Genomic DNA, 22,978 nt, shown 5'->3' with positions numbered 1-22,978 from the left:
CCGGCCACTGGCCGACGCTCAGGCCAGCCGTTCAGCGGGCGCTGCGGCGGCGTGAGGCGGCACCAGCGGCCAGCAGGGCCATCGCGGCCAGGCCATAACCGGCCGGCTCGGGCACCGAGTTGCTGCCGATCTGGGTGAAGCTGAGGTTGTTGAAGCCGGCGAAGTCGATGGCGGTGGTCGAGAAGGTCACCTCGGTGATCCACGGATCGTTGCCGTCCGTCAGCTGGACGGGATTGCACTGGTTATTGCCTGGGTCGCAATTGCGCAGCAGCGGGGCAACAACCCAGGCGCCGTTGCTGGTACCCGACAGCTCGGGGCTGTCGATGCCGTTGACCGAGGCGTTCAGATCAAACTCGGAGAAGCGAGAAAAGGTCAGCGCGTTCAGGTTGTACTGGCTGCTGTCGATCTTGATGACGATCGGGCCGCTGCCCGAGAAGGTCAGGCCGATGTCGCCGTTGTCGATGAACACTTCGGCACCGCTGACGGTGACGCCAGGGGCCAGCGAGGTGATCTCGTCACCGTCCTTGACCGAGCCATTGTTGGCCAGGTTGACGTTCAGCGAGGTCAGGGCCGCGGCCTGGGCCGACATCGGCGCCAGAACCGCAACGGCGGCGGCCAGGGCCAGGGAGCGGATTGCGTGGGACATCTTCTGATCACCTGCGGGTTCGTTGGAACCGCCAGGCACACACCGGTTGGTGCAGTGCGGCAATTCATGGGCAGACTGTATCGAAGGGCACATGGAGCCAACATGACGCTGTGCCCTTCGTTCAGGGGGGGTATCACCCTGACTGAGGGCCACTTCGGTGCAGGCGGGGCGGGCTGCAGGCCGCCGCTACACTCAAGCGGGTGGAGACCAAGTGGCTTGAAGACTTTGTCAGCCTGGCCGAGACGCGCAGCTTCTCGCGTTCGGCGCAGTTGCGGCACGTGACGCAGCCGGCGTTCTCGCGGCGCATCCAGGCGCTCGAGGCCTGGGCCGGGGTGGACCTGGTCGACCGCTCGAGTTACCCCACGCGGCTGACGCCGGCCGGCGAGACGCTGCACGCGCAGTCGCTGGAGATCCTGTCGGCACTGCAGTCGGCACGCAACCTGATGCGCGCGCACCGCGCCAGCGGTCAGGACGTGATCGAGTTCGCCGTGCCGCACACGCTGGCGTTTACGTTCTTCCCGCATTGGCTGATGGCCCTGCGCGAGCGCTTTCCGCAGCTCAAGTCGCGGCTGAACGCGCTGAACGTGCACGACGCGATGCTGCGCCTCACCGAAGGCGGCTGCGATCTGCTGATCGCCTTCCACCACGCCTCGCTGCCGCTGCAGCTCAGCCCCGACCGCTACGAGATGCTGTCGCTGGGCCATGAGACGCTGGCGGCCTACGCCAAGGGCGATGCCAACGGCCACCCGATGTTCCGGCTGGCGGCGGGCGGGCCGGCAGTGCCGCTGCTGGCCTATGCGGCCGGCGCCTACATGAGCCACATGGTCGACCAGATCATCCGCCAGATGACGGTGCCGCCGCCGCTGGAGACGACCTACGAGACCGACATGGCCGAGGGCCTGAAGGCCATGGCGCTGGCCGGCCACGGCCTGGCCTTTCTGCCCTCGAGCCTGGTGCGCCAGGAGCTCAAGGCCGGGCGCCTGGTGCCGGCCGCGCCGCCCGGCGTGGGCGAGCTGACGATGGAGATCCGCGCCTACCGCGAGCGGCCCGAACTGTCGCGCCACCCCAAGCAGGCGGCGCAGGCACTCTGGGACCACCTGCGCCAGGGCGTCTGATTGGGGCACCCGGCCCTGCGGCTGCGCAGGGCCACCCGCCAAGCGGGTTGTGGGCCGGCTTGGGGCGGCCCGCGGCGTCAGTGGCCCAGGATCTTCGACAGGAAGTCCTTGGTGCGCTCGCTCTTCGGATGGTCGAAGAACTCGTGCGGCGAGTTCTGCTCGACGATCTGGCCCTGGTCCATGAAGATCACGCGGTTGGCCACCGCCTTGGCAAAGCCCATCTCGTGCGTGACGCACAGCATGGTGATGCCGCCGGCGGCCAGCTCGATCATCACGTCGAGCACTTCCTTGATCATCTCGGGGTCGAGCGCCGAGGTGGGCTCGTCGAACAGCATGATCTTGGGCGTGAGGCACAGCGCGCGCGCAATCGCCACGCGCTGCTGCTGACCGCCCGAGAGCTGCAGCGGGTACTTGCCCGCCTGCTCGGCAATGCGCACGCGCTTCAACTGCGCCATCGCACGCTCTTCGGCCTCGGACTTGGGCATCTTGCCCACCCACATCGGCGCCAGCGTCAGGTTCTCCAGCACCGTGAGGTGCGGGAACAGGTTGAACTGCTGGAACACCATGCCGACGTTCTTGCGCACCTTCTCGATGGCCTTGATGTCGTCGGTGAGCTCGGTGCCGTCAACGATCAGGTGGCCCTGCTGGTGCTCTTCGAGCCGGTTGATGCAGCGGATCAGCGTGCTCTTGCCCGAGCCCGAAGGCCCGCAGATCACGATGCGCTCGCCCTTGGCGACGGTGAGGTCGATGTCGCGCAACACGTGGTAGCTGTTGCCGTACCACTTGTTGACCTTGTCGAAGGTGATGATCGGTTCGGTCATGTTCTTGTCACCGGTTCTTGGAGCGGCCGAGCTGCTTCTCGATCCACAGGCTGTAGCGGCTCATCGAGAAGCAGAAGATGAAGTAGACGAGGGCGATGAACAGGTAGGCCTCGATCTTGAAAGGGCGCCAGTCACTGTCGGAGTTGAGCGCCAGGCCCATCGCGCCGGTCAGCTCGTACAGGCTCACGATGGTGACCAGCGAGGTGTCCTTGAAGATCGCGATGAAGTTGTTCATGATGCCCGGCACCACCAGCGCCAGGGCCTGCGGCAGGATGATCTTGCGCTGGGCCTGCCAGTAGCCGAGGCCCAGCGTGTCGGCGGCCTCCTGCTGGCCCTTGGGAATGGCCTGCAGGCCGCCGCGCACGATCTCGGCCATGTAGGCCGCGGCAAACAGCGTGATGCCCACCAGCACGCGCAGCAGCACGTCGATGCTGGTGCCCGGCGGCATGAACAGCGGGAACATGAAGCTGGCCATGAACAGCACGCTGATCAGCGGCACGCCGCGGATCAGCTCCACGTACACCACGCACAGCGTCTTGATCGCCGGCATCTTGCTGCGCCGGCCCAGCGCCACCGCCACCGCCAATGGGAAGGCGCAGACGATCGACAGGCTGGCCAGCATGATGGTCAGCGGCAGGCCGCCCCAGCGGTCGGTGGGCACGGGTTCGAGCCCGGCCACGCCGCCGCCCATCAGCGAGAAAAACAGCGCCAGCACGGCCACCCACAGCAGCACCAGCCAGGGCTTCCAGAAGGCGCGCATGCAGCTGGCCACCAGCAGCGCCACCAGCGCCAGCGTGGCCACTTCGGGGCGCCACTGCTGCTCGAAGGGGTAGCGGCCAAAGATGATCAGCCGGTGCTTTTCGGTGATCACGCCCCAGCAGGCGCCGGCGCCGCGGGCGTTCTGGCAGGCATCGGCATTGGCCGCCCAGACCGCCTTGACGACCGCCCAGTCGAACAAGGTCGGCAGCCACCAGGCGGCAGCGCCCAGCAGCAGCAGCGTGACCACCGAGCTCGGCACATTGCCAAACAGGTTGCTGCGGATCCAGGGCACCAGGCCCTCGGTGCGCACCGGCGCGGGGCGCGGCGCAATGGGTTGAAAGCTGTCAGCGACCATGGTTCAACGCTCCTTGATCGCCGCGCGGTTGTTGTACCAGTTCATCAGGCCCGAGGTGGCCAGCGAGGTGCTCAGGTACACCAGCATGATGATCGCGATGCACTCCACCGCGCGGCCGGTCTGGTTGATGGCGGTGTTGGAGATCGACACCACGTCGGGGTAACCGATGGCCACCGCCAGCGAGGAGTTCTTGGTCAGGTTCAGGAACTGGTTGGTCATCGGCGGGATGATCACGCGCAGTGCCTGCGGCAGCACCACCAGGCGCATGGTCTGGCCACGCGACAGGCCCACCGCGCCGGCGGCCTCGGTCTGGCCCCGCGGCACCGACGCGATGCCGGCGCGCACCACCTCGGCCACGAAGGCCGCGGTGTAGAAGGTCAGGCCCAGCAGCACCGACAGGAACTCGGGGGTCCAGGCGCCGCCGCCTTCCACCGACACCTCGGCGGCCTTGGGCAGGTTCCACTCGCTCGGCGCCCCGCCGGCCACCCAGCCGATCAGCCCGCCCAGCAGCACCAGGGCCAGCGTGGGCAGCAGCACCGGCCGGGCCTGGCCGGTGCGCTCGAACAGCGCATGGGCGCGTCGTGCCCACCACCAGCCCGCAGCCAGACCCAGCAGCGCGCCGATGGTGGCCAGGCCCTGGCCCAGGCCCCACACCGGCATCGGGAACGAGAAGCCGCCCTTGCTGAGGAAGAACAGGCCCCAGGCCTGCATCGGCTCGCCCGGGTCGGGCAGCCACTCGGTCATCAGCAGATACCACATCAGCAACTGCAGCAGCACCGGCACGTTGCGAAACAGCTCCACGTACGCATAGCACAGGCCGCGCACCAGCGCATTGGGCGAGAAGCGGCCCACGCCCACCAGCGTGCCGAGCAGGGTGGTGAGCACGATGCCGACGATGGCCACGCGCAGCGTGTTGGCCACGCCCACCGCGAAGGCGCGCCAGTACGCGTCGGTGCTTTCGTAGGGGATCAGCAGCTCGCCGATGTCGAAGCCGGCCGGCTGGGTGAGGAAGTCGAAGCCGCTCTGGATGCCGCGCACACGCATGTTCTCCAGCGTGTTGTGCGCGAGAAACCAGACGGCCAGCACGATCAGGCCAAGGGCCAGCAACTGGTACAGCAGGCCGCGCATGGCGCGGCTGCGCAGCGACCAGTCGCGCTGCCTGGTGGGTGCGGCCCGGGGGGCCACGGGGGGGCAGTTGGTGCCGTCATGGGGTCCACCTCCTTCAGCCGCAAATGGGCTGCCGAGGATCACATTGCAAGGCAACGGGGAGGGCGGGGCGGGCGCTGCGGCCGCGCCCCGTCGTCAGGATGGGCGCAGGGGGCGGTGCCACGTGGACCGGCCCCTGCGTCAACGCTCAGTGGCTCAGCGCACCGGCGGGGCGTACATGATGCCGCCCTTGTTCCAGAGGTTGTTCACGCCGCGCGGCAGGCCCAGCGGGCTCTTGGGGCCGACGTTGCGCTCGAAGATCTCGCCGTAGTTGCCGGTGGCCTTGATGGCGCGGGCGGCCCATTCCTTGTCCAGGCCCAGCAGCTTGCCGGTGTCTTCGCTGGTGCCCAGGATGCGCTGCACCACCGGGTCGGTGCTGCTCTTTTGCTGGTCGACGTTGGCCTGGGTGATGCCGAACTCTTCGCCCTCGATCAGCGCGAAGATCACCCACTTGGCGATGGCGTAGAACTCGTCGTCGCCACGGCGCACGCTGGGGCCCAGCGGCTCCTTCGAGATCAGCTCGGGCAGGATCAGGTGCTCGGCCGGGTTCTTGGCTTCCTTGTTGCGCACCGAGGCCAGGCCCGAGGCGTCGGTGGTGTAGGCCTGGCAGCGGCCGGCAAAGTAGGCGCCGGTGGCGGCCTCGACCTTCTCGAACACCACCGGCTTGATGGCCAGGCCGTTGGCGCGCGAGAAGTCGGTGAGGTTCTTCTCGGTGGTGGTGCCCGACTGCACGCAGACCGTGGCGCCCTTGAGCTGCTTGGCGCTCTTGATCTTGCCCTTGGCGGGCACCATGAAGCCCTGGCCGTCGTAGTAGGTGGCGCCGGTGAAGTGCATGCCCAGCGAGGCGTCGCGGGTCAGGGTCCAGGTGGTGTTGCGCGACAGGATGTCGATCTCGCCCGACTGCAGCGCGGTGAAGCGCTGCTGCGCGTTCAGCGGCACGTACTTCACCTTGCCGGCATCACCCAGCACCGAGGCCGCGATGGCCTTGCACACGTCGACGTCCAGGCCCGACCAGTTGCCCTGGCTGTCGGCCTGCGAGAAGCCGGCCAGGCCGGTGTTCACGCCGCAGACCAGCTGGCCGCGCGCCTTGATGGCGTCGAGGGTCTTGCCGGCATGCGCGGGCAGGGCGGTTGCACCCAGCACGATGGCGGTGCAGGTGGCGGCGAAGAGGGTCTGGGCAAATCGTTTTGTCATGGGAGTCGACTCCTGGTAGGACTGATTTCTGCGCACCTGCGTGGGGTGTTGCCCCGGTGAGGTGCGGCGCAGTATAGGCAGGCAAGAAGCGTGCTCAACATGTAGGTTCTACGTAGCATCGGGCCATGCGCGGCGCGCATGCTGCGGGTTCGCCCGGATGGTGAAGGCGCTTTCAAGCTGCCCCCTGGCGGCCGTCTGGCGCGGGTCTGACGGGCTGGGCCCGGCAGTGGCCGGCCAGCATCCGGGGCCGCGGATCGCGGCCTCGCCTGCCGATCCCGGACAATCGCGGCCATGACCCAGCGCCTCACCCTTCTTCGCCCCGACGACTGGCACCTGCATGTGCGCGATGGTGCCGCCATGGCCGCCGTGGTGCCCTACACCGCGCGCCAGTTCGGCCGCGCCATCATCATGCCCAACCTGCGCCCGCCGATCACCACGGCGGCCGCGGCCCAGGCCTACCGCGAGCGCATCCTGGCCGCGCGCCCGGCCGCCGGCCTGCCGGGGGCCGACTTCGAGCCGCTGATGACGCTGTACCTCACCGACCGCCTGGCGGTTGACGAAATCGCCCGTGCCAAGGCCGATGGCGTGGTGGCCTGCAAGCTCTACCCGGCTGGCGCCACCACCAACAGCGATGCCGGCGTGACCGACATGCGCAAGATCTACCCGGTGCTCGAGGCCATGCAGAAGGCCGGCCTGCTGCTGCTGGTGCATGGCGAGGTGACCGACCCGGCGGTGGACCTGTTCGACCGCGAGGCGGTGTTCATCGAGCGCGTGATGCGCCCGCTGCGGGCCGATTTTCCTGAGCTGAAGGTGGTGTTCGAGCACATCACCACCAAGGAGGCGGCCGACTACGTGGCCACGGCCGGCGCGCACACCGCGGCCACCATCACCGCCCACCACCTGCTGTACAACCGCAACGCCATCTTCCAGGGCGGGCTGCGGCCGCACTACTACTGCCTGCCGGTGCTCAAGCGCGAGATCCACCGCCAGGCGCTGGTGGCCGCGGCCACCTCGGGCTCCGACCGCTTCTTTCTCGGCACCGACAGCGCGCCGCATGCCGCGCAGCTGAAGGAGGCCAGCGTCTGCGGCGCCGGCTGCTTCACGGCGCTGAGCGCGCTCGAGCTGTATGCCGAGGCCTTCGAGGCCGCCGGTGCGCTGGCGCAGCTGGAAGGCTTTGCCAGCCGCCACGGCCCGGCCTTCTACGGCCTGCCGCTCAACAGCGGCAGCGTGACGCTGGAAAAGCAGCCCTTCACGCTGCCCGAGGGCGTGCCCTTCGGCGACGCCACGCTGAAGCCGCTGCGTGGCGGTGAGACGCTCGCCTGGCGACAGGTGGCGTAGCCCCCCCCCGAAGCGCCCGCGGCGCCTCCCCCCGAGGGGGTGCCGCCAGCGGCCCGGCAAGGCCGGTTCCGCGGCGGCCGCCGGGTTGGGCGGTGCCCGGCCTATGCGGCAGGCAGAAAGCCGTCGACCGACAGGTAGCGCTCGCCGGTGTCGTAGTTGAAGCCCAGCACGCGCGCGCCGGCACCCAGCTCGGGCAGCTTCTGCGCGATGGCGGCCAGCGTGGCGCCGCTGGAGATGCCCACCAGCATGCCTTCCTCGCGGGCGCTGCGGCGGGCCATCTCGCGCGCGGCCTCGGCCTCGACCTGGATCACGCCGTCGAGCAGAGCGGTCTTCAGGTTGGCCGGGATGAAGCCGGCGCCGATGCCCTGGATCGGGTGCGGGCTGGGCGCGCCACCCGAGATCACCGGGCTGGCGGCCGGCTCCACGGCAAACACCTTCAGGGCCGGCCACTTCGCCTTCAGCACCTGGGCGCAGCCGCTCAGGTGGCCGCCGGTGCCCACGCCGGTGATCAGCGCATCCAGGCCTTCGGGAAAGTCGGCGGCAATCTCTTCGGCGGTGGTCTTGACATGCACCGCGATGTTGGCCGGGTTCTCGAACTGCTGCGGCATCCAGGCGCCGGGCGTGCCGGCCACGATCTCCAGCGCGCGCGCGATGGCGCCCTTCATGCCCTTCTCGCGCGGCGTGAGGTCGAAGCTGGCGCCATAGGCCAGCATCAGGCGGCGGCGCTCGATGCTCATGCTGTCGGGCATCACCAGCACCAGCTTGTAGCCCTTGACGGCGGCCACCATGGCCAGGCCGATGCCGGTGTTGCCGCTGGTCGGCTCGACGATGGTGCCGCCGGCCTTGAGCGCGCCCGAGGCCTCGGCGTCCTCGATCATGGCCAGCGCGATGCGGTCCTTGATCGAGCCGCCGGGGTTGCTGCGTTCGCTCTTGATCCACACGTTGGCGCCGGCGCCGAACAGGCGGTTGACGCGCACGTGCGGGGTGTGGCCGATGGTGTCGAGGATGTTGGCGGCTTTCATGGCGGCGGGTGTCTCCTGTGCGGCAAAAAACGGGGGGTGGTGTGCCAGCCCTGATAATCGCACGGTGAAGCGCGCCAGACCGCCGCTGGGACATCGGCCGAAAGGCTGTCCTGGAGGAAGGTCCGGACTGCACAGGGCAGCGCAGGAGTTAACGACTCTCCACCGCGAGGTGAGGATCAGAGCAACAGAGACGAGTCTGGACGGGCCACCGTTCGGGGTGTTCTGGGCGGTACCGGCGCAAGCCGTGCACCGCACAGCCACCCTGGCGGCTTTGCCGCCCAGGGTGAAACGGGCAATCTCTGCGCGCAGCAACACCAAATAGGCCAGTGCAAACGGCTGCGGTTTCGGCCGCGGCCGCATGACATGCGGCTCGCATGAGCTGGCGGGTAGGTGGCACCGAGCCGGGTGGGCGACCCCCGGCCCAGAGGAATGGCGGTCACGCCGCGCACCGGGCAGCCGGGGCGCGGTGCACAGAATCCGGCCTATCGGCGCGCTTCACACTTTTTTCGCCGGGCGCTGAGCCCGCGCCGCCCATGGCCTTGTGCCGGCAGGCGTGTTCAGCGCTCACTACACTGCGGGCTCACCCCCTTCCTGCCGTACCCACCTCCAGAAGGCCGTGCGCACGCCACGAGCGCTGCCGCACCGGGCCCGCCCATGAATCCCGAAGCTTCAAGACTGTGGCGCCACCCGCGCTGGGCGCTGGCCATGCTGATGGCCTCGCTGGGCACCCTGGGCCCGTTCTCGATCGACACCTACCTGCCCGCGTTCTCGGGCATCGCGGCCTCGCTGGGCGCCACGCCGGCGCAGATGCAGCAGACCCTGTCGGGCTACCTGTTCGGCTTTGCGCTGATGAACCTGTTTCATGGCGCGCTGTCCGACAGCTTCGGGCGCCGGCCAGTGGTGCTGGGCGGGTTGGTGGTGTTCACGCTGGCCTCGGTAGGCTGCGCGCTGAGCGATTCGATCGCCATGCTGGTGGCCTGCCGCACGCTGCAGGGCATGTCGGCCGGTGCCGGCGTGGTGGTGTCGCGGGCCATCATCCGCGACATGTGCCCGCCCGACGAGGCGCAGCGCCTGATGTCGCAGGTGACCATCTTCTTCGGCGTGGCGCCGGCCATCGCGCCGGTGCTGGGCGGCTGGCTGTACGTGCACGCCGACTGGCATGCCATCTTCTGGGCGCTGGCCGGCATCGGCGCGCTGCTGCTGGTGCTCAACGCCCGCCTGCTGCCCGAGACCCTGCACCTCGACCAGCGCCAGCCCTTTGCCGCGCGGCCGCTGATGGCAGGCTATGCGCAGCTGCTGCGCAACCCGCGCTTCGTGCTGCTGGTGTTTGCCAGCGGCGTGCCCTTCAACGGCATGTTCCTGTATGTGCTGTCGGCACCCGAGTGGCTGGGCACCCACCTGGGCCTGGGGCCCACGCAGTTCGTGTGGTTCTTCGGCCTGTCGATCGCCGGCATCATGGGCGGGGCCTTCCTGTCGGGCCGGCTGGCCGGCCGCATCGCGCCGCGCCGGCAGATCTACTGGGGCTTTGCGGTGATGCTGGCCACCTCGCTGGCCAACGTGGGCCTGAACCTGGCCTTCATCGCGCACCCGGCCTGGGCGCTGCTGCCGGTGGCGCTGTACTCGTTCGGCTGGTCGCTGATGGTGCCGGTGGTCACGCTGATGGTGCTGGACCTGGCGCCTGATCGGCGCGGCATGGCCTCGTCGCTGCAGGCCTGCGTGGGCAGTGCCGCCAACGGCCTGGTGGCCGGCGTGCTGGCGCCGCTGGTGATGCACTCGACCGTGCTGCTGGCGCTGGCCTCGCTGGGCCTGATGGCGGTGGGTCTGGTGGCCTGGTTCGGGGTGCATCGCACGGCAGGCTGATGCGCCCGGGCGGGCGCGGCTCAAGTTGGCCGCCCGCGGGCCGATAGACCAGGACTCGGGGTCTGCCCGCTCGCATGGGCGGCGTGGCTCCGCTTCACTGTGCCGAGGCCCGAGCCATGACCGTTGCTGTTGCCCTGAACCTGTTGCGTCCCGCGCTGTCTGCGCTGGCGGCGGCCCTGCTGCTGGCGGCACCTGCCGCGCGTGCCGCCGACGCCCACGCGGCGGCGCCGGCTGGCGCAGCGGCAGCCAAGGCCGGTGGCGGCCATGCCGCCGCGCCGGCTGCCGGCCACGGTGCGGCGCCTGCGGGTGTGCACGGCGCGGCGCCTGCCGCCGCCCATGGTGCCGATGCCAAGGCCAAGCCGCTGGCCAAGGCCGCGGTGCCGGCCGACGCGCACGGCGACACCGCCAAGGGCGGTGCGGCGATGCCCAAGGCAGGCGCGGCGACCGACCCGATGGACACGCTGCGCGAGAAGCTGGCGCAAAAGCTCGGCGCCACCAAGGCCCCCGACGCGCCCAGCCCCTATGTGGTGCGGGTGGTGTCGAAGACCGGCGATGCCGCCCATGGCGATGGCAAGGGCGCCGGTGGCCATGGCGATACCGGCAGCGTGGTCAAGAAGCTGCGCGCCGACAAGGCCGCCGCCGGCCACAAGGCCAGCGCCCATGGCGCGCACTGGGGCTATGACGGCGACAGCGGGCCCGAAAAGTGGGGCCAGCTGAAGCCCGAGTTCGCCAAGTGCGCCAGTGGCACGCGGCAGAGCCCGATCGACATCCGCGGCGGCGTCAAGGTGGATCTGGAGCCGATCCAGTTCGACTACCGGCCCACCGGCTTCGGCGTGGTCGACAACGGCCACACCATCCAGGTCAACCTGCATGGCGGCAGCGCCATCGAGGTGGCGGGCCGGCGCTATGACCTGATGCAGTTCCACTTCCATCGGCCGTCGGAAGAGCGCATCAACGGCCGCCAGTCGGACATGGTGGCGCACCTGGTGCACAAGGACCCCGAAGGCCGCCTGGCCGTGGTGGCGGTGCTGCTCGACCGCGGCAGCGCCCACCCGCTGGTGCAGACCGTGTGGAACAACCTGCCGCTTGAAAAAGGCCAGGAGCAGGGCGCGCGCCTGCAGATGGACATGAACCACCTGCTGCCCGCCGACCGGCGCTACTACACCTACATGGGCTCGCTCACCACGCCGCCCTGCAGCGAGGGGGTTCTGTGGATGGTGCTGCAGCAGCCGGTGCCGATGTCCAGCGACCAGATCGGCGTGTTCTCGAAGATGTACCCGATGAACGCGCGCCCGATCCAGCAGGCCGCTGGCCGCCTGATCAAGCAGAGCAACTAGGCCCCGGCCGAGGCGGCCACCCCCCCAGCCGGTGCCGCCAGCGGCCCGCCGGCTGCTGGTTTGCCGGCACCGCGGCACCGGCGGCGGGCAGGCCTGAGCGCACGGCCGGGCTGCGCGGCTATCATCCCGCCCCGCATGCGCATCCTGATCGTCGAGGACGAAACCAAGACCGCCGCCTATGTCCGCAAGGGCCTGGGTGAGCACGGCTTCATCGTCGACGTGGCCGACAACGGGCTCGACGGCCTGCACCTGGCGCTCAATGGCAGCTACGACCTGGTGCTGCTCGACGTGATGCTGCCGGGCCTGGACGGGCTGGAGCTGCTGCGCCGCCTGCGCCTGCAGCGCGACACGCCGGTGTTCATGCTCAGTGCCCGCGACACCGTGCCCGACCGTGTGCGCGGCCTCGAGCTGGGCGCCGACGACTACCTGGTCAAGCCCTTCGCGTTCTCGGAGCTGCTGGCGCGCATCCACACCGTGCTGCGGCGCGGGGCCGGCAAACCGGCCACGGTGGTGCGGGTGGCCGACTTCGAGATTGACTTCGTGCGCCGGCGTGTGGCCCGCGGGGCCACGCGCATCGAGCTCACCGCCAAGGAGTTTGCGCTGCTCGACTACTTCGTGCGCCACCAGAGCGTGGCCTTGTCGCGCACGCTGATCGCCGAGCATGTGTGGGACATGAACTTCGACAGCGACACCAATGTGGTCGATGTGGCCGTGCGCCGCCTGCGCGCCAAGATCGACGACGACTTCGAGCCCAAGCTGATCCACACGCTGCGCGGCGTGGGCTACGTGTTCGAGGCGCGCGAGCCGTGAGCCCCGGCCCGCAGGCGTCGGGCGGGCAGGCCTCCGCACAGGCGTCGGTGCAGGCGCCGGTCCAGGTGGCCTGGCGCGCCGTGTGCCATGCGCCGGCGCAGTGCCGCGGCCTGCTGCGCGGCTCGATGACGCTGCAGATCAGCCTGTCGGTGATGGCCATCTCGGTGCTGCTGGTGGCGGGCAGCACCTGGCTGATCCTGCGCCTGTCCAAGCAGGATCTGCTGGATGTGGCCGACGCGGTGATGCTGGGCAACCTGGCCCTGGTGCAGCGCGAGCTGATCGAGTCGCGTGGCGACCTGCCGCTGGTGGCCGCCGCGCTGACCGAGCGCATCGGCACCCAGGTGGGCAGCCTGCATGTGGCGGTGGTGGACGAGCAGCGCCGCACCGTGGCCGCCACTCAGGGCTTTCCGCTGCGCGCGGCCGAGCTGCCCGGCGCCACGGTGCCCGACGAGGCCCTGCCGCCGCGCATCGACCCCCATCTGGTGCGCGTGCTGCGCGAGCGCTGGGGGCCCTTGTCGCGCGAGGTGCGGGCGGCCGACGGCACGCGCTACCTGGTGGCCATGGCGCGCATCTGGTCGCTGCCCGGCCTGCACCCGCAGCCGGCCGGCTGGGCGGTGATGGCCATGGACACCGGCATCGCGCGCGAGCTGGTGATCGACAGCGCGCAGATCATGGCGGCCCTGCTGGCGGTTTCGGCCGGGGTCTCGGCACTGGCCGGCGTGTGGCTGGCGCGGCGCATCGTGGTGGCGGCGCGGCAGCTGGGCGACACCGCCGCGCGCATCAGCGGCAAGGACCTGAGCGAGCGGCTCGACGTGCCCTCGCTGCCGTCCGAGCTGCATGGCGCGGCCGAGGCGCTGAACCACATGCTCGACCGGCTGGACGCCGCCTTCACGCGGCTGACGCAGTTCTCGTCGGACCTGGCGCACGACCTGCGCACGCCGCTCAACAACCTGCTCGGCGAGGCCCAGGTGGCCTTGTCGCGGCCGCGTTCGGCCGGCGAGTACCGCGCGGTCATCGAGTCGGCGGTGGAAGACTGCGAGCGCCTGGTGCGCCTGACCGAAAGCCTGCTGTTCCTGGCCCGCGCCGACGAGGGCGAGGCCATGCTGCGTGCCGAATGGATCGACGTGGCCGATCTGGCCGACCGCCTGCGCGACTACTTCGAGCCACTGGCCGAGGACCGTGGCCTGGGCCTGGCGCTGAGGGTCACGTCCACCGTCAGCACGCGGCTGGCGCATGGCGCCGCACCGCGGCTGTGGGCCGACCGCACGCTGCTGCTGCGGGCGGTGTCCAACCTGCTCAACAACGCCCTGCGCCATGCCCGCCCGGGCAGCACGCTGAGCCTGCACCTGGCGGCCGGCGTGGGCGGCGTGGCGCGCATCGCCGTGGGCAACGAGGGCGAGCCGATCCCGGTGCAGTACCACCAGCGCATCTTCGAGCGCATGTTCCGCGCCGACCCCTCGCGCAGCGATTCGGCCGGCGGCGCGGGCCTGGGCCTGGCCATCGTGCACTCGATCATGGAGCTGCATGGCGGCAGCGTGGCGGTGCGCAGCCAGGCCGGCGAGCCCACGGTGTTCACGCTCGCCTTCCCGGCACCGGCCAGCGCCGCCTGACGGCGCCAACCCCGCCCGGCGCCGGGCGGGCGGGACTGAGGCCCGCGCGACACGGCCGCGTGCCGTTTCGGCCCCCCTTTGCTCGCATGGGTGCGGTGGTTGCGTCACCGCAGATGCGCCGGGCGGCCCGCTCTTCCTAAGCTGCCGCATGTCCCGTTCAAGCCATGGACAAGGCTGACGCCATGGACATGTTCGAAACCCCCTGCGAAGGAAGATCATGAAAAAGTTCGTTCCGCACACCATCGCCCTCGCCGTGCTCGCCACCGCAGCGGCCTCGGCCAGCGCCCAATCCACCCTCACCGTGTTCGGCGTGATGGACCTGAGCGCCAACCAGGTCAAGAACGGCAGCACCACCACCCGCTCTATGGACACCGCCGGCCTGAACACCAGCCGCCTCGGTTTCCGCGGCACCGAAGACCTGGGCGGCGGCCTGCTGGCCGGCTTCTGGCTGGAAGCCGGCGTGAGCGGCGACACCGGCGCCGCTGGCGGCGGCACGGGCTACAACAGCTCGGGCACCACCAACACCGGCTTCTTCAACCGCCGTTCGACGCTGAGCCTGTCGGGTGGCTTCGGTGAAGTGCGCCTGGGCCGCGACTACACGGTCAACTTCAACGTGTCGGGCAAGTTCGACGCCTTCGGCGCCAACGGCTTTGGCAACGGCAGCAACCTGTACGCCAACAAGAGCCCGTTCGACAAGGTCAGCACCGCCACCACCACCGGCGCGGCCACCGCGCTGCGCGTGAACAACGCGGTCAGCTACTTCCTGCCGAAGAACCTGGGCGGCCTGTACGGCCAGCTGCAGATCGCCGCGCCCGAAGGCGTGCAGGGCAACGGCTACAAGGGTGGCCTGCTGGGCTACGCCGCCGGCCCGGTGGATGTGGCCACGTCGTTCAGCCAGATCGACGTGTACGCGGCCGAGAAGCTGAAGACCTTCAACGCCGGCGTGTCCTACAACTTCGGCGTGGCCAAGGTCTACGGCCTGTACAACCAGAGCAAGTTCGGCGCGCTCAAGTACACCACGTACGAGCTGAGCACCGGCGTGCCGCTGGGCCAGGGCGAGTTCCGCGCCTCGCTGGGCAAGGGCAATGCCGAAGGCGGTTCCAGCGCCTTCAACAACAGCGACGCCACCCTGTGGGGCCTGGAGTACCTGTACAACCTGTCCAAGCGCACCGCCGTGTACGCGCAGACCGGTTCGCTGAAGAACAAGGGCGATTCGGCCATGACCGTGGGCGGCCAGGGCAGCGCCGTTGCCGCCAAGTCCACCGGCTTCGGCGTGGGCATGCGTCACACCTTCTGATCGCCGGCGCCGCCGGGTCCTGTCGGGCGTTCGGGCCGGGCAGGGCCAGGGGGCGCAGTGCATCGGTGGTTCCCGACCAGGGGCCGCACTCCGCAAGGGGTGCGGCCCTTTTTCCTGGGCGGCCGCGGGCGGCACCTTTCGGCGGCCGGTGGCGGCCCGGCATGGCGCCCGCCTGACGGCTGGATGACCGGATCGTCATCTTCGGGTCGGTCTGTCGACAGGGCCTGGTTTCCATCATCCCTGCATGCCCAACCGGGCCCACCGCCACGAAGCAAAGCGCCACCCGGTGGCCTTGGGCGTGGCGGCCTCACCACATGCAAGGAAGCACGATGCGACGTCAGGACATTCAACTGCTGGCCCAGGCCCGACAGGGCGATGTGCGCGCCCGCTGCGAGCTGGGCCGGCGCTACCTGCTGGGCGTGGAAGGCTTCACCCGCCATGTGGCGGCCGGCATCGACCACCTGCGCCAGGCCGCGGCCGTGGATGCCGTGGCCGCCGCCCGTGTGCTGGCCGAGTGCCTGCCGCTGCATGAACTGCTGGCGCAGGGCCAGGAAGCCGCCTTGCAGCCCGCTGCAGCGGCCGGCAGCGTGCCGGCGCAGCTGCGCCTGGCCGCCTGGCTGCTGGTGCGCCGCAACGGCCAGGCCGAGGCGCGGCGCTGGCTGGGCCGGGCTGCCGGCGCGCCGCATGCCGCCGCCGCGGCCGGTGCCGCCGCCCTGGCCGCGCTGGATGCCGCCGCGCCGGGCCTGGCCCTGCGCGACGTGCTGCGGGCCCTGGACGCAGCGGCCGAGGTGGATGGACGCGCCGTGGCCACCCAGGCCATCGCCCAGGCCCGCGCCCAGGCCGATCTGCCGGCCCTGGCTGATGCCTTGCAGGCCGCGCTGGGCTTTCCCGCCGGCTCGCAGGCCGACCTGGCGCCCGACCTGGCCGCGGCCGTGCAACTGGCCGAGAGCCAGGGCCAGGTGCTGCACGGCGTGGACGGCCAGGCCCTGCGCGAGGCGCTGGAAATCTGCGCCAGCCAGGGCGATCGCGACGCCGCCCACACCCTGGGCCGCGGCCTCAGCGGCCTGGCCACGCCGGGGGTGGCCAGCGAGGTGTTCGAGGGCCACCAGAACATGCGCAAGGGCGCGGCGTTTCTGCTGCGCGCGGCCGATGCCGGCTGCGACGCCGCCTGGCTGCTGCTGTACCGCCTGCATGCCGATCACAGCCTGTCGGTGGCCAATCCGCAGATGGCGCGCTTCTTTCTGGAAAAGGCGGCCGCGCGCGGCCTGGCCGAAGCCCAGCGCAAGCTGGGTGCGTTGATGCTGCGCGAGTCGTCCGGCCTGGCCAGCTCCGAGCAGGCCATCGCCTGGCTGCATGCGGCCGCCGCGCAGCACGACGCGCATGCCCACACCCTGCTGCAGTCGCTGGTGCTGCCGGTGCAGGGCAGTGACGCCGAGGCCGCCTGGGGCATCGCCCAGGTGCAGCAAAGCGATCCCTGGCTGGCTGCGCGGCTGCAGCTGGCGCGCAGCTTCGGCCTGACCAAGCTGGAAGGCCTGTGCGTGGACGTGGTCGATGGCCACCGCCCCTGGGGCCTGGTGGTCGGGCGCAACCCGTTCATCCAGCAGGTGCGGCTGGCGGCGCCGCGTGCCATTCCGGCCACCGGCGGCGCGGCCCAGCAGGCGCTGCAGCAGGCCGTGCTGCTGTACGGCCAGGCCCGCGGCGCGGCAGGCGAGGGCGATCTGCGCACCCGCTCGCTGCGCCAGCGCCGGCTGTTTGAACGCCTGGGCCTGGACGAGGCGCTGTACTTTGCCGACGCCAGCGCCACCACGCTGGAGGCCCTGCGCCTGGGCAGCAAGTGGGCCTGGCGCGCGCGCCAGCCGCTGAGCGACGCACTGGCGGCCTGACCAGGTGTGAGTGATCCTGCCGCGCGGGCCCATGGCGGCCCTGCGCGACTCGCCTTACGGGTGTACGGGTGTACGGCTGCGTGGCTCGAACCACCCTGAGCCCGCTCGCGACGCTTCCTTCACACCTTGTAGGAGGCTGAGGGGGCGGGGGGCTGATCACCGGCCTGGGTGCCCGCCCGCCACGCCTGCTGCCCCTTCACAACGCGCCCGCCCGGTGTTCCACCCGGCGGGCGCGCTGCATGGGGCCGGGCCCTGGCGGGCCGGCGCGCCAGGCGCGGACGCGGCCTGCCACCCCCACTTGCGGCCAGGCGCCGGCCGCTGCCTCTGTGACAATTCACACGCTTGAACAGGGGGTTGCCACCGTTCGGGCGCTGCGCCAGAGCCACCCTCACCACCACCATTGCTCACGCACTGCTTTCACAAGCTTCTGCAAGTTCCTATTTTTGAATGATTTTTTCCTGACGCCTACTTCCACAAGTGCCTGTAACTCGTTGATTTAACTGATTTTTTCCAGCCCGGCCCTGCATCGCAGCGGGGTTTCTGAGTTAAAGTGGGGTTTGGTGGGAATTGGTGGGGCAAAGTGGCTGGATTGGTGTTTCAGGGTACGTCGGCGATGTCGCTGGACGCGAAGGGGCGGATCACCGTCCCGGCGCGCCATCGCGATGCGCTGAGCGCCCTGTGCGGCAACCAGCTCACGCTGTGCCGCCACCCGGTCGGCTGCCTGATGATGTTTCCGCGGCCGGCCTGGGAGGCCTTCCGCGACAAGCTGCTCACCCTGCCCATGAACGCCGACGGCTGGCGCCGCGTGTTCCTGGGGTCGGCGGTGGATGTCGACATCGACTCGGCCGCGCGCGTGCTGGTGTCGCCCGAGCTGCGTGCCGTGGCCGGGCTCGACAAGGACGTGCTGCTGATGGGCAACGGCCGCCACCTCGAGCTGTGGGATCCGGTGCGTTACGCCGCCCATGAGGCGCAGACGCTGGCCACGGCCATGCCGGCGGCCATCCAGGACTTCGTGCTGTGAGCCCGGCCAGCACCCATGCCAGCAGTCCCGCCCCGCACACCCATGTCACGGTGCTGCTGGACGAGACGGTGTCGGCCGTGCTCGGCCTCGATGCGCTGGACGAGGGCGATGTCGCCGCGCACCAGGCGCGCCTGAACGGCACCTACATCGACGGCACCTTCGGCCGCGGCGGCCACAGCCGTGCGCTGCTGGCCCGGCTGGGCCCGGGCGGCCGCCTTGTCGCCTTCGACAAGGACCCCGAGGCCATCGCCGTCGGCGAGGCGCTGGCCGCCGAGGATGCGCGCTTTGGCATCGTGCACGACAGCTTCGCCGGCATGGGCCAGGCACTGGCCGCGCGCGGCATCGCGCAGGTGCAGGGCGTGCTGCTCGACCTGGGTGTCAGCTCGCCGCAGATCGACAACCCCGTGCGCGGGTTCAGCTTTCGCTTCGATGCGCCGCTGGACATGCGCATGGACACCACCCGTGGCGAAACCGCCGCGGATTTTCTGGCCAGCGCTCCCGAGCGCCGCATCGCAGAGGTGATACGTGACTACGGCGAAGAACGGTTTGCTGTTCAGATTGCAAAGGCGCTTGTTGCTCGCCGGGAGGGCGGGAGCCCTGTTCGAACCACAGCCGAGCTTTCCGAGCTCGTGGCTCGTTCGGTCAAGACCCGCGAGCCGGGCCAGGACCCTGCAACGCGCACGTTTCAAGCTCTTCGGATTCTCGTCAACCGTGAGCTCGAGGAGCTCGAACAGGGGCTGAGCGCCGCGCTGGCGCTGCTGGCCCCGGGCGGGCGGCTGGCGGTGATCAGCTTCCATTCGCTGGAAGACCGCATCGTCAAGACCTTCATCGCCCGCGAGAGCAAGGACGAGATCGACCGCCGCGCCCCGATGGCGCCGCCCAAGGCCATGCGTCTGCAGGCGCTGGGCCGGCTGCGCGCCAGCACCGGCGAGGTGGCGGCCAACCCGCGTTCCCGCTCGGCCATGCTGCGCGTGGCCCAGCGCACGGAGGTGCCGTGATGGCGCGGCTCAATGTGCTGCTGCTGGCGGCGGTGATTGCCAGCGCGCTGTGGCTGGTGCGCAATGCCTATGACGCGCGGCGGCTGTTTGCCGAGATCCACCGGGCCGAGCAGGAAGGCCTGCGCCTGGAAGGTGAGCGCACCCGGCTCGAGGCCGAGCGCCAGGGCCAGGCCACCTCGTACCGCGTGGACAGCACCGCACGCGAGAAGCTGGGCATGCGCACCGTCACCCCGGCCGTCACCATGTACGAAGGCCAGGCCACGGCCACGCTGACCGAGATTCCGGCCGGCAAGGCCGCCGGCCTGCCGGCCAAGCCCGGCGCACGCGCCGATGGAGCCGCACGATGAAGAAGCTGCTTGCCCCGGCCAGCGTGCGTGGCGTTGATTTCGCCACCAGCCCGCTGCTGGCCAGCCGCACCCCCAACTGGCGCAGCCGCTTCATCGTGGCCGCGGTGGGCCTGGGCTTTGCCGGCCTGCTGGGCCGCGCCGCCTACATCCAGCTGATCGGCACCCAGTTCTTCCAGATGCAGGGCGAAAAGCGCTACGCCCACACGCTGGAGATGCCGGCCACGCGCGGCCGCATCCTCGACCGCAACCAGCAGCTGCTGGCCACCAGCGTGCCGGTGCCCAGCATCTGGGCCATTCCCAAAGAGTTTCAGGCCACGCCCGAGCAGCGCGCCAAGCTGATCAAGCTGCTGGGCCTCAGCGCCAAGGACTTCGACGCCAAGCTGGCCAGCGGCAGCCAGAACTTCGCCTGGATCCGCCGCCAGGCCGAGCCCGCGCTGTGGGCGCAGGTCAAGGCGCTGGGCATCAAGGGCCTGTACGAAGACCGCGAATACCGCCGCCGCTACCCCGAGGGCGAGTCGGCCGCGCATGTGGTCGGCTTCACCAACCTCGACGACCAGGGCCAGGAAGGCATCGAGCTCGCGTTCCAGAAGGAGCTGCAGGGCAAGAAGGGTGCACGCGGCGTGGTGAAGGACCGCCTGGGCCGCGTGATCGAAGACCTGGGTACCGGCGTCGAGCCGGCCGACGGCCGCGACATCACGCTGGCCATCGATGCCAAGGTGCAGTTCTTTGCCTACCAGAAGGTGCGCGAGGCGGTGGCCCAGCACCGTGCCAAGGCCGGCAGCGTGGTGGTGCTCGACACCCAGACCGGCGAGATCCTGGCGCTGGCCAACTACCCCAGCTACGACCCCGGCGCGCGCGCCGGCCTCAATGGCGAACAGCTGCGCAACCGCGCGCTGACCGACATCTTCGAGCCCGGCTCGACGATGAAGCCCTTCGTCGTGGCGCAGGCGCTCGAGAGCGGCCGCGTCAAGCCCGAGAGCATGATCAACAGCACGCCCGGCAGCATGGTGGTGGGCGGCTTCGCGATCAAGGATGCCCACCCCTACGGCGGCCTCACCACGCAGGGCGTGATCCAGAAGAGCAGCAACATCGGCACCGTGCGCATGGCCATGATGATGCCGCCGCAGGAGCTGTGGGAGGTGTACTCCAAGGTCGGCTACGGCCAGAAGCCGCAGATCAACTTTCCCGGTGCCGTGACCGGCCGGCTGCGCCCGCACAAGAGCTGGCGCCCGATCGAGCAGGCCACCATGGCCTACGGCTACGGCCTGTCGGCCTCGCTGCTGCAGATCGCCCGCGCCTACACCACCTTTGCGCGCGACGGCGAGGTGATCCCGGTGTCGATGTTGCGCCAGGAGCAACCGGCCAGCGGCATCCGCGTGTTCTCGCCCGAGACCGCGCGCGAGATCCGCAAGATGCTGCAGATGGCCGCCGGCCCCGGCGGCACCGGCCCGCTGGCGCAGACCATCGGCTACTCGGTGGGTGGCAAGAGCGGCACCGCGCACAAGCAGGAAGGTCACGGCTACGCCAGCAACAAGTACCGCTCGTGGTTCGTGGGCATGGCGCCGATCACCCAGCCGCGCATCGTGGTCGGCGTGATGGTCGACGAGCCCAGCAACGGCGTCTACTTCGGTGGTGCGGTGGCCGCGCCGGTGTTCGGCCAGGTGGTGCAGCAAACCCTGCGCATGATGAACGTGGCGCCCGATCTGGATGTCACGCCGCAGGTCATGGCCAAGGCCCTGCCGGCCGCGCCCGAGAGCTTCTGAGCATGCAGCGGCTGCACACCCCTGAACAGGCCGTGGCCTGGCTGCGCGCGCAACTGGCGCTGCAGGCCGGCCAGCCCTCGGCCGGCGCCACACTGCGCACCGACAGCCGCCGGGTGCAGCCGGGCGATGTCTTCATCGCCTGGCCCGGCTACGCCAGCGATGGCCGCGCCCATGTGGCCGCCGCGCTGGCCGCTGGCGTCGCCGCCTGCCTGGTGGAAGCCGAGGGCGTCGAGGCCTTTGCCCAGGCTTTCTCCGAGGCCATCTCCGACACTGTTGCCGGCGCTGCGCCCGCCCCGGGCCAGGCCCGCATCGCCGCCCTGCCGGGCCTGAAGGCTGCCACCGGCGCCATCGCCGCCGCGTGGTTCGGCCAGCCCGGTGCCGCGCTGCAGGTGGTGGCGGCCACCGGCACCAATGGCAAGAGCAGCACCGCCTGGTGGACGGCGCAGGCGCTCAGCGCGCTGGGCCGGCGCTGCGGCGTGGTGGGCACGCTGGGCGTGGGCGAGCCGCCGCTCGATGGCGCGCTCGGCCGCATCGACTTCACCGGCCTGACCACCCCCGATCCGGTGACGCTGCAGGCCACCTTCCGCCAGCTCGCCGACCAGGGCTGCAGCGCCTGCGCCATCGAGGCCTCGTCGATCGGCATTGCCGAGCACCGCCTGGCCGGCACGCCGATCGCGGTGGCGCAGTTCACCAACTTCACGCAAGACCACCTCGACTACCACGGCGACATGGCCGCCTACTGGGCCGCCAAGCGCGCGCTGTTCAGCTGGCCGGGCCTGCGCGCCGCCGCCATCGACGTGGACGATGCGCAGGGCGCCAGCCTGGCGGCTGAATTGAGCGGCCAGGGTGGGCTGGATGTCTGGTCGTGCGCGGTGCAGCACCGCAATGCGCGGCTGCGCGCCGATGGCCTGCGCTACGTTGATGGCGGCCTGGCCTTCAGCGTGGTGGAGCGCCTGGCCGACGGTGGCGAGGCCCGCGCCGAACTGCGCAGCGGCCTGATCGGCGACTACAACGCGCACAACCTGCTGGTGGTGCTGGCGGCCCTGCGCGCGCTGGGCCTGGGCCTGGCCGAGGCCGTGGCCGTGGTGCCGCGGCTCACGCCGGTGCCCGGCCGCATGGACCGCGTGCCCGCCGCCCCAGGCCAGCCCGAGCTGGTGGTCGACTATGCCCACACGCCCGACGCGCTGGAAAAGGCCATCACCGCGCTGCGCCCGCTGGCTGCTGCGCGCGGCGGCCGCCTGTGCTGCGTGTTCGGCTGCGGTGGCGACCGCGACGCCAGCAAGCGCCCGCTGATGGGCGCCATCGCCCACCGCCTGGCCGACGACGTGGTGCTGACCAGCGACAACCCGCGCACCGAATCGCCCGGCGCCATCCTGAGCCAGATCCTCGCCGGCATTGCGGATTCGACCGCGGTGGCGGTGATCGAAGACCGCCGCGAGGCCATCGGCCACGCCGTGCGCCAGGCCGGCGCCAACGATGTGGTGTTGATCGCCGGCAAGGGCCATGAGGACTACCAGGACGTGGCCGGCGTCAAGCGCCCCTTCCTGGATGCGGCCGTGGCCGCCCAGGCACTGGCGATGCGGGGCGCAGCATGAG

At 70.5% G+C, this 22,978-nt stretch carries 19 protein-coding genes and 1 other RNA gene; 14 read left to right on the top strand and 6 right to left on the bottom strand.

Annotated features, from left to right (window positions below; genetic code table 11):
• Positions 1–31: 31 nt before the first annotated feature.
• Positions 32–646 carry a hypothetical protein gene (locus N4G63_RS18840; protein ID WP_260787319.1) on the bottom strand — a complete coding sequence of 205 codons (615 nt, stop codon included), beginning with the start codon at positions 644–646 and terminating at the stop codon, positions 32–34.
• A gap of 200 nt (positions 647–846) precedes the next feature.
• Here N4G63_RS18840 and N4G63_RS18835 point away from each other — a divergent pair, with 200 nt between their 5' ends.
• Entirely contained in the window at positions 847–1,761 is a 915-nt protein-coding gene (locus N4G63_RS18835; protein WP_260787320.1) for a LysR substrate-binding domain-containing protein, read from the top strand.
• A 77-nt stretch (positions 1,762–1,838) separates the two neighbouring features.
• Here the strand turns inward: N4G63_RS18835 and N4G63_RS18830 are convergent, their stop codons facing one another.
• The 4 genes from N4G63_RS18830 to N4G63_RS18815 form a co-directional block, all read right to left on the bottom strand.
• Entirely contained in the window at positions 1,839–2,582 is a 744-nt protein-coding gene (locus N4G63_RS18830) for an amino acid ABC transporter ATP-binding protein (protein WP_260787321.1), read from the bottom strand.
• Between the two features lie 7 nt (positions 2,583–2,589).
• A complete protein-coding gene (locus N4G63_RS18825) occupies positions 2,590–3,696 on the bottom strand; it encodes an amino acid ABC transporter permease (RefSeq protein ID WP_260787322.1) in 1,107 nt (368 codons plus the stop codon).
• 3 nt (positions 3,697–3,699) lie between these two features.
• Positions 3,700–4,824 carry an amino acid ABC transporter permease gene (locus N4G63_RS18820; protein WP_314600219.1) on the bottom strand — a complete coding sequence of 375 codons (1,125 nt, stop codon included), beginning with the start codon at positions 4,822–4,824 and terminating at the stop codon, positions 3,700–3,702.
• A 234-nt stretch (positions 4,825–5,058) separates the two neighbouring features.
• Entirely contained in the window at positions 5,059–6,096 is a 1,038-nt protein-coding gene (locus tag N4G63_RS18815) for an amino acid ABC transporter substrate-binding protein (RefSeq protein ID WP_260787323.1), read from the bottom strand.
• 291 nt (positions 6,097–6,387) lie between these two features.
• On the opposite strand from N4G63_RS18815, the gene pyrC reads away from it, so the two are divergent.
• The gene (gene pyrC, locus N4G63_RS18810) at positions 6,388–7,434 is read left to right on the top strand and encodes a dihydroorotase (protein WP_260787324.1); all 1,047 of its coding nucleotides are present in this window, start codon (positions 6,388–6,390) and stop codon (positions 7,432–7,434) included.
• A gap of 101 nt (positions 7,435–7,535) precedes the next feature.
• Here the strand turns inward: pyrC and cysK are convergent, their stop codons facing one another.
• Entirely contained in the window at positions 7,536–8,456 is a 921-nt protein-coding gene (cysK, locus tag N4G63_RS18805) for a cysteine synthase A (protein ID WP_260787325.1), read from the bottom strand.
• Positions 8,457–8,522: 66 nt separating this feature from the next.
• Here cysK and rnpB point away from each other — a divergent pair.
• The 12 genes from rnpB to N4G63_RS18745 all read left to right on the top strand — a co-directional run bounded on the left by rnpB (position 8,523) and on the right by N4G63_RS18745 (position 22,977).
• Positions 8,523–8,957: RNase P RNA component class A (rnpB, locus tag N4G63_RS18800), an RNA gene on the top strand.
• 153 nt (positions 8,958–9,110) lie between these two features.
• Positions 9,111–10,316: a multidrug effflux MFS transporter gene (locus N4G63_RS18795; RefSeq protein ID WP_443112068.1), complete on the top strand. Its 1,206-nt coding sequence runs from the start codon at positions 9,111–9,113 to the stop codon at positions 10,314–10,316.
• Positions 10,317–10,432: 116 nt separating this feature from the next.
• Complete coding sequence (locus N4G63_RS18790; RefSeq protein WP_260787327.1) at positions 10,433–11,653, top strand: carbonic anhydrase; 1,221 nt, start codon at positions 10,433–10,435, stop codon at positions 11,651–11,653.
• Positions 11,654–11,788: 135 nt separating this feature from the next.
• A complete protein-coding gene (locus N4G63_RS18785) occupies positions 11,789–12,463 on the top strand; it encodes a heavy metal response regulator transcription factor (RefSeq protein WP_260787328.1) in 675 nt (224 codons plus the stop codon).
• Positions 12,460–14,073 carry a heavy metal sensor histidine kinase gene (locus N4G63_RS18780; protein ID WP_260787329.1) on the top strand — a complete coding sequence of 538 codons (1,614 nt, stop codon included), beginning with the start codon at positions 12,460–12,462 and terminating at the stop codon, positions 14,071–14,073. The genes N4G63_RS18785 and N4G63_RS18780 overlap by 4 nt, the downstream gene beginning before the upstream one ends.
• A 217-nt stretch (positions 14,074–14,290) precedes the next feature.
• Positions 14,291–15,370: a porin gene (locus tag N4G63_RS18775; RefSeq protein WP_260787330.1), complete on the top strand. Its 1,080-nt coding sequence runs from the start codon at positions 14,291–14,293 to the stop codon at positions 15,368–15,370.
• A 329-nt stretch (positions 15,371–15,699) separates the two neighbouring features.
• A complete protein-coding gene (locus tag N4G63_RS18770) occupies positions 15,700–17,253 on the top strand; it encodes an SEL1-like repeat protein (RefSeq protein ID WP_260787331.1) in 1,554 nt (517 codons plus the stop codon).
• Between the two features lie 592 nt (positions 17,254–17,845).
• Positions 17,846–18,274 (top strand): division/cell wall cluster transcriptional repressor MraZ, encoded by a 429-nt coding sequence (mraZ, locus tag N4G63_RS18765; protein WP_510182766.1) that lies wholly within the window; start codon positions 17,846–17,848, stop codon positions 18,272–18,274.
• On the top strand, positions 18,271–19,272 hold the full coding sequence (gene rsmH / locus N4G63_RS18760) for a 16S rRNA (cytosine(1402)-N(4))-methyltransferase RsmH (RefSeq protein WP_314600056.1): 1,002 nt from the start codon (positions 18,271–18,273) through the stop codon (positions 19,270–19,272). Before mraZ ends, rsmH begins: the two co-directional genes overlap by 4 nt.
• The gene (gene ftsL, locus N4G63_RS18755) at positions 19,272–19,619 is read left to right on the top strand and encodes a cell division protein FtsL (protein ID WP_260787333.1); all 348 of its coding nucleotides are present in this window, start codon (positions 19,272–19,274) and stop codon (positions 19,617–19,619) included. The genes rsmH and ftsL overlap by 1 nt, the downstream gene beginning before the upstream one ends.
• The gene (locus N4G63_RS18750) at positions 19,616–21,382 is read left to right on the top strand and encodes a peptidoglycan D,D-transpeptidase FtsI family protein (RefSeq protein ID WP_260787334.1); all 1,767 of its coding nucleotides are present in this window, start codon (positions 19,616–19,618) and stop codon (positions 21,380–21,382) included. The genes ftsL and N4G63_RS18750 overlap by 4 nt, the downstream gene beginning before the upstream one ends.
• A 2-nt stretch (positions 21,383–21,384) precedes the next feature.
• Entirely contained in the window at positions 21,385–22,977 is a 1,593-nt protein-coding gene (locus N4G63_RS18745; RefSeq protein WP_314600055.1) for a UDP-N-acetylmuramoyl-L-alanyl-D-glutamate--2,6-diaminopimelate ligase, read from the top strand.
• Position 22,978: the final 1 nt, after the last annotated feature.

It is taken from the genome of Aquabacterium sp. OR-4 (assembly GCF_025290835.2).
GTDB lineage: Bacteria > Pseudomonadota > Gammaproteobacteria > Burkholderiales > Burkholderiaceae_C > Pseudaquabacterium.
The sequence above is the reverse complement of the archived record's forward strand: the minus strand, read 5'-3'. Positions and strand labels throughout refer to the sequence as shown.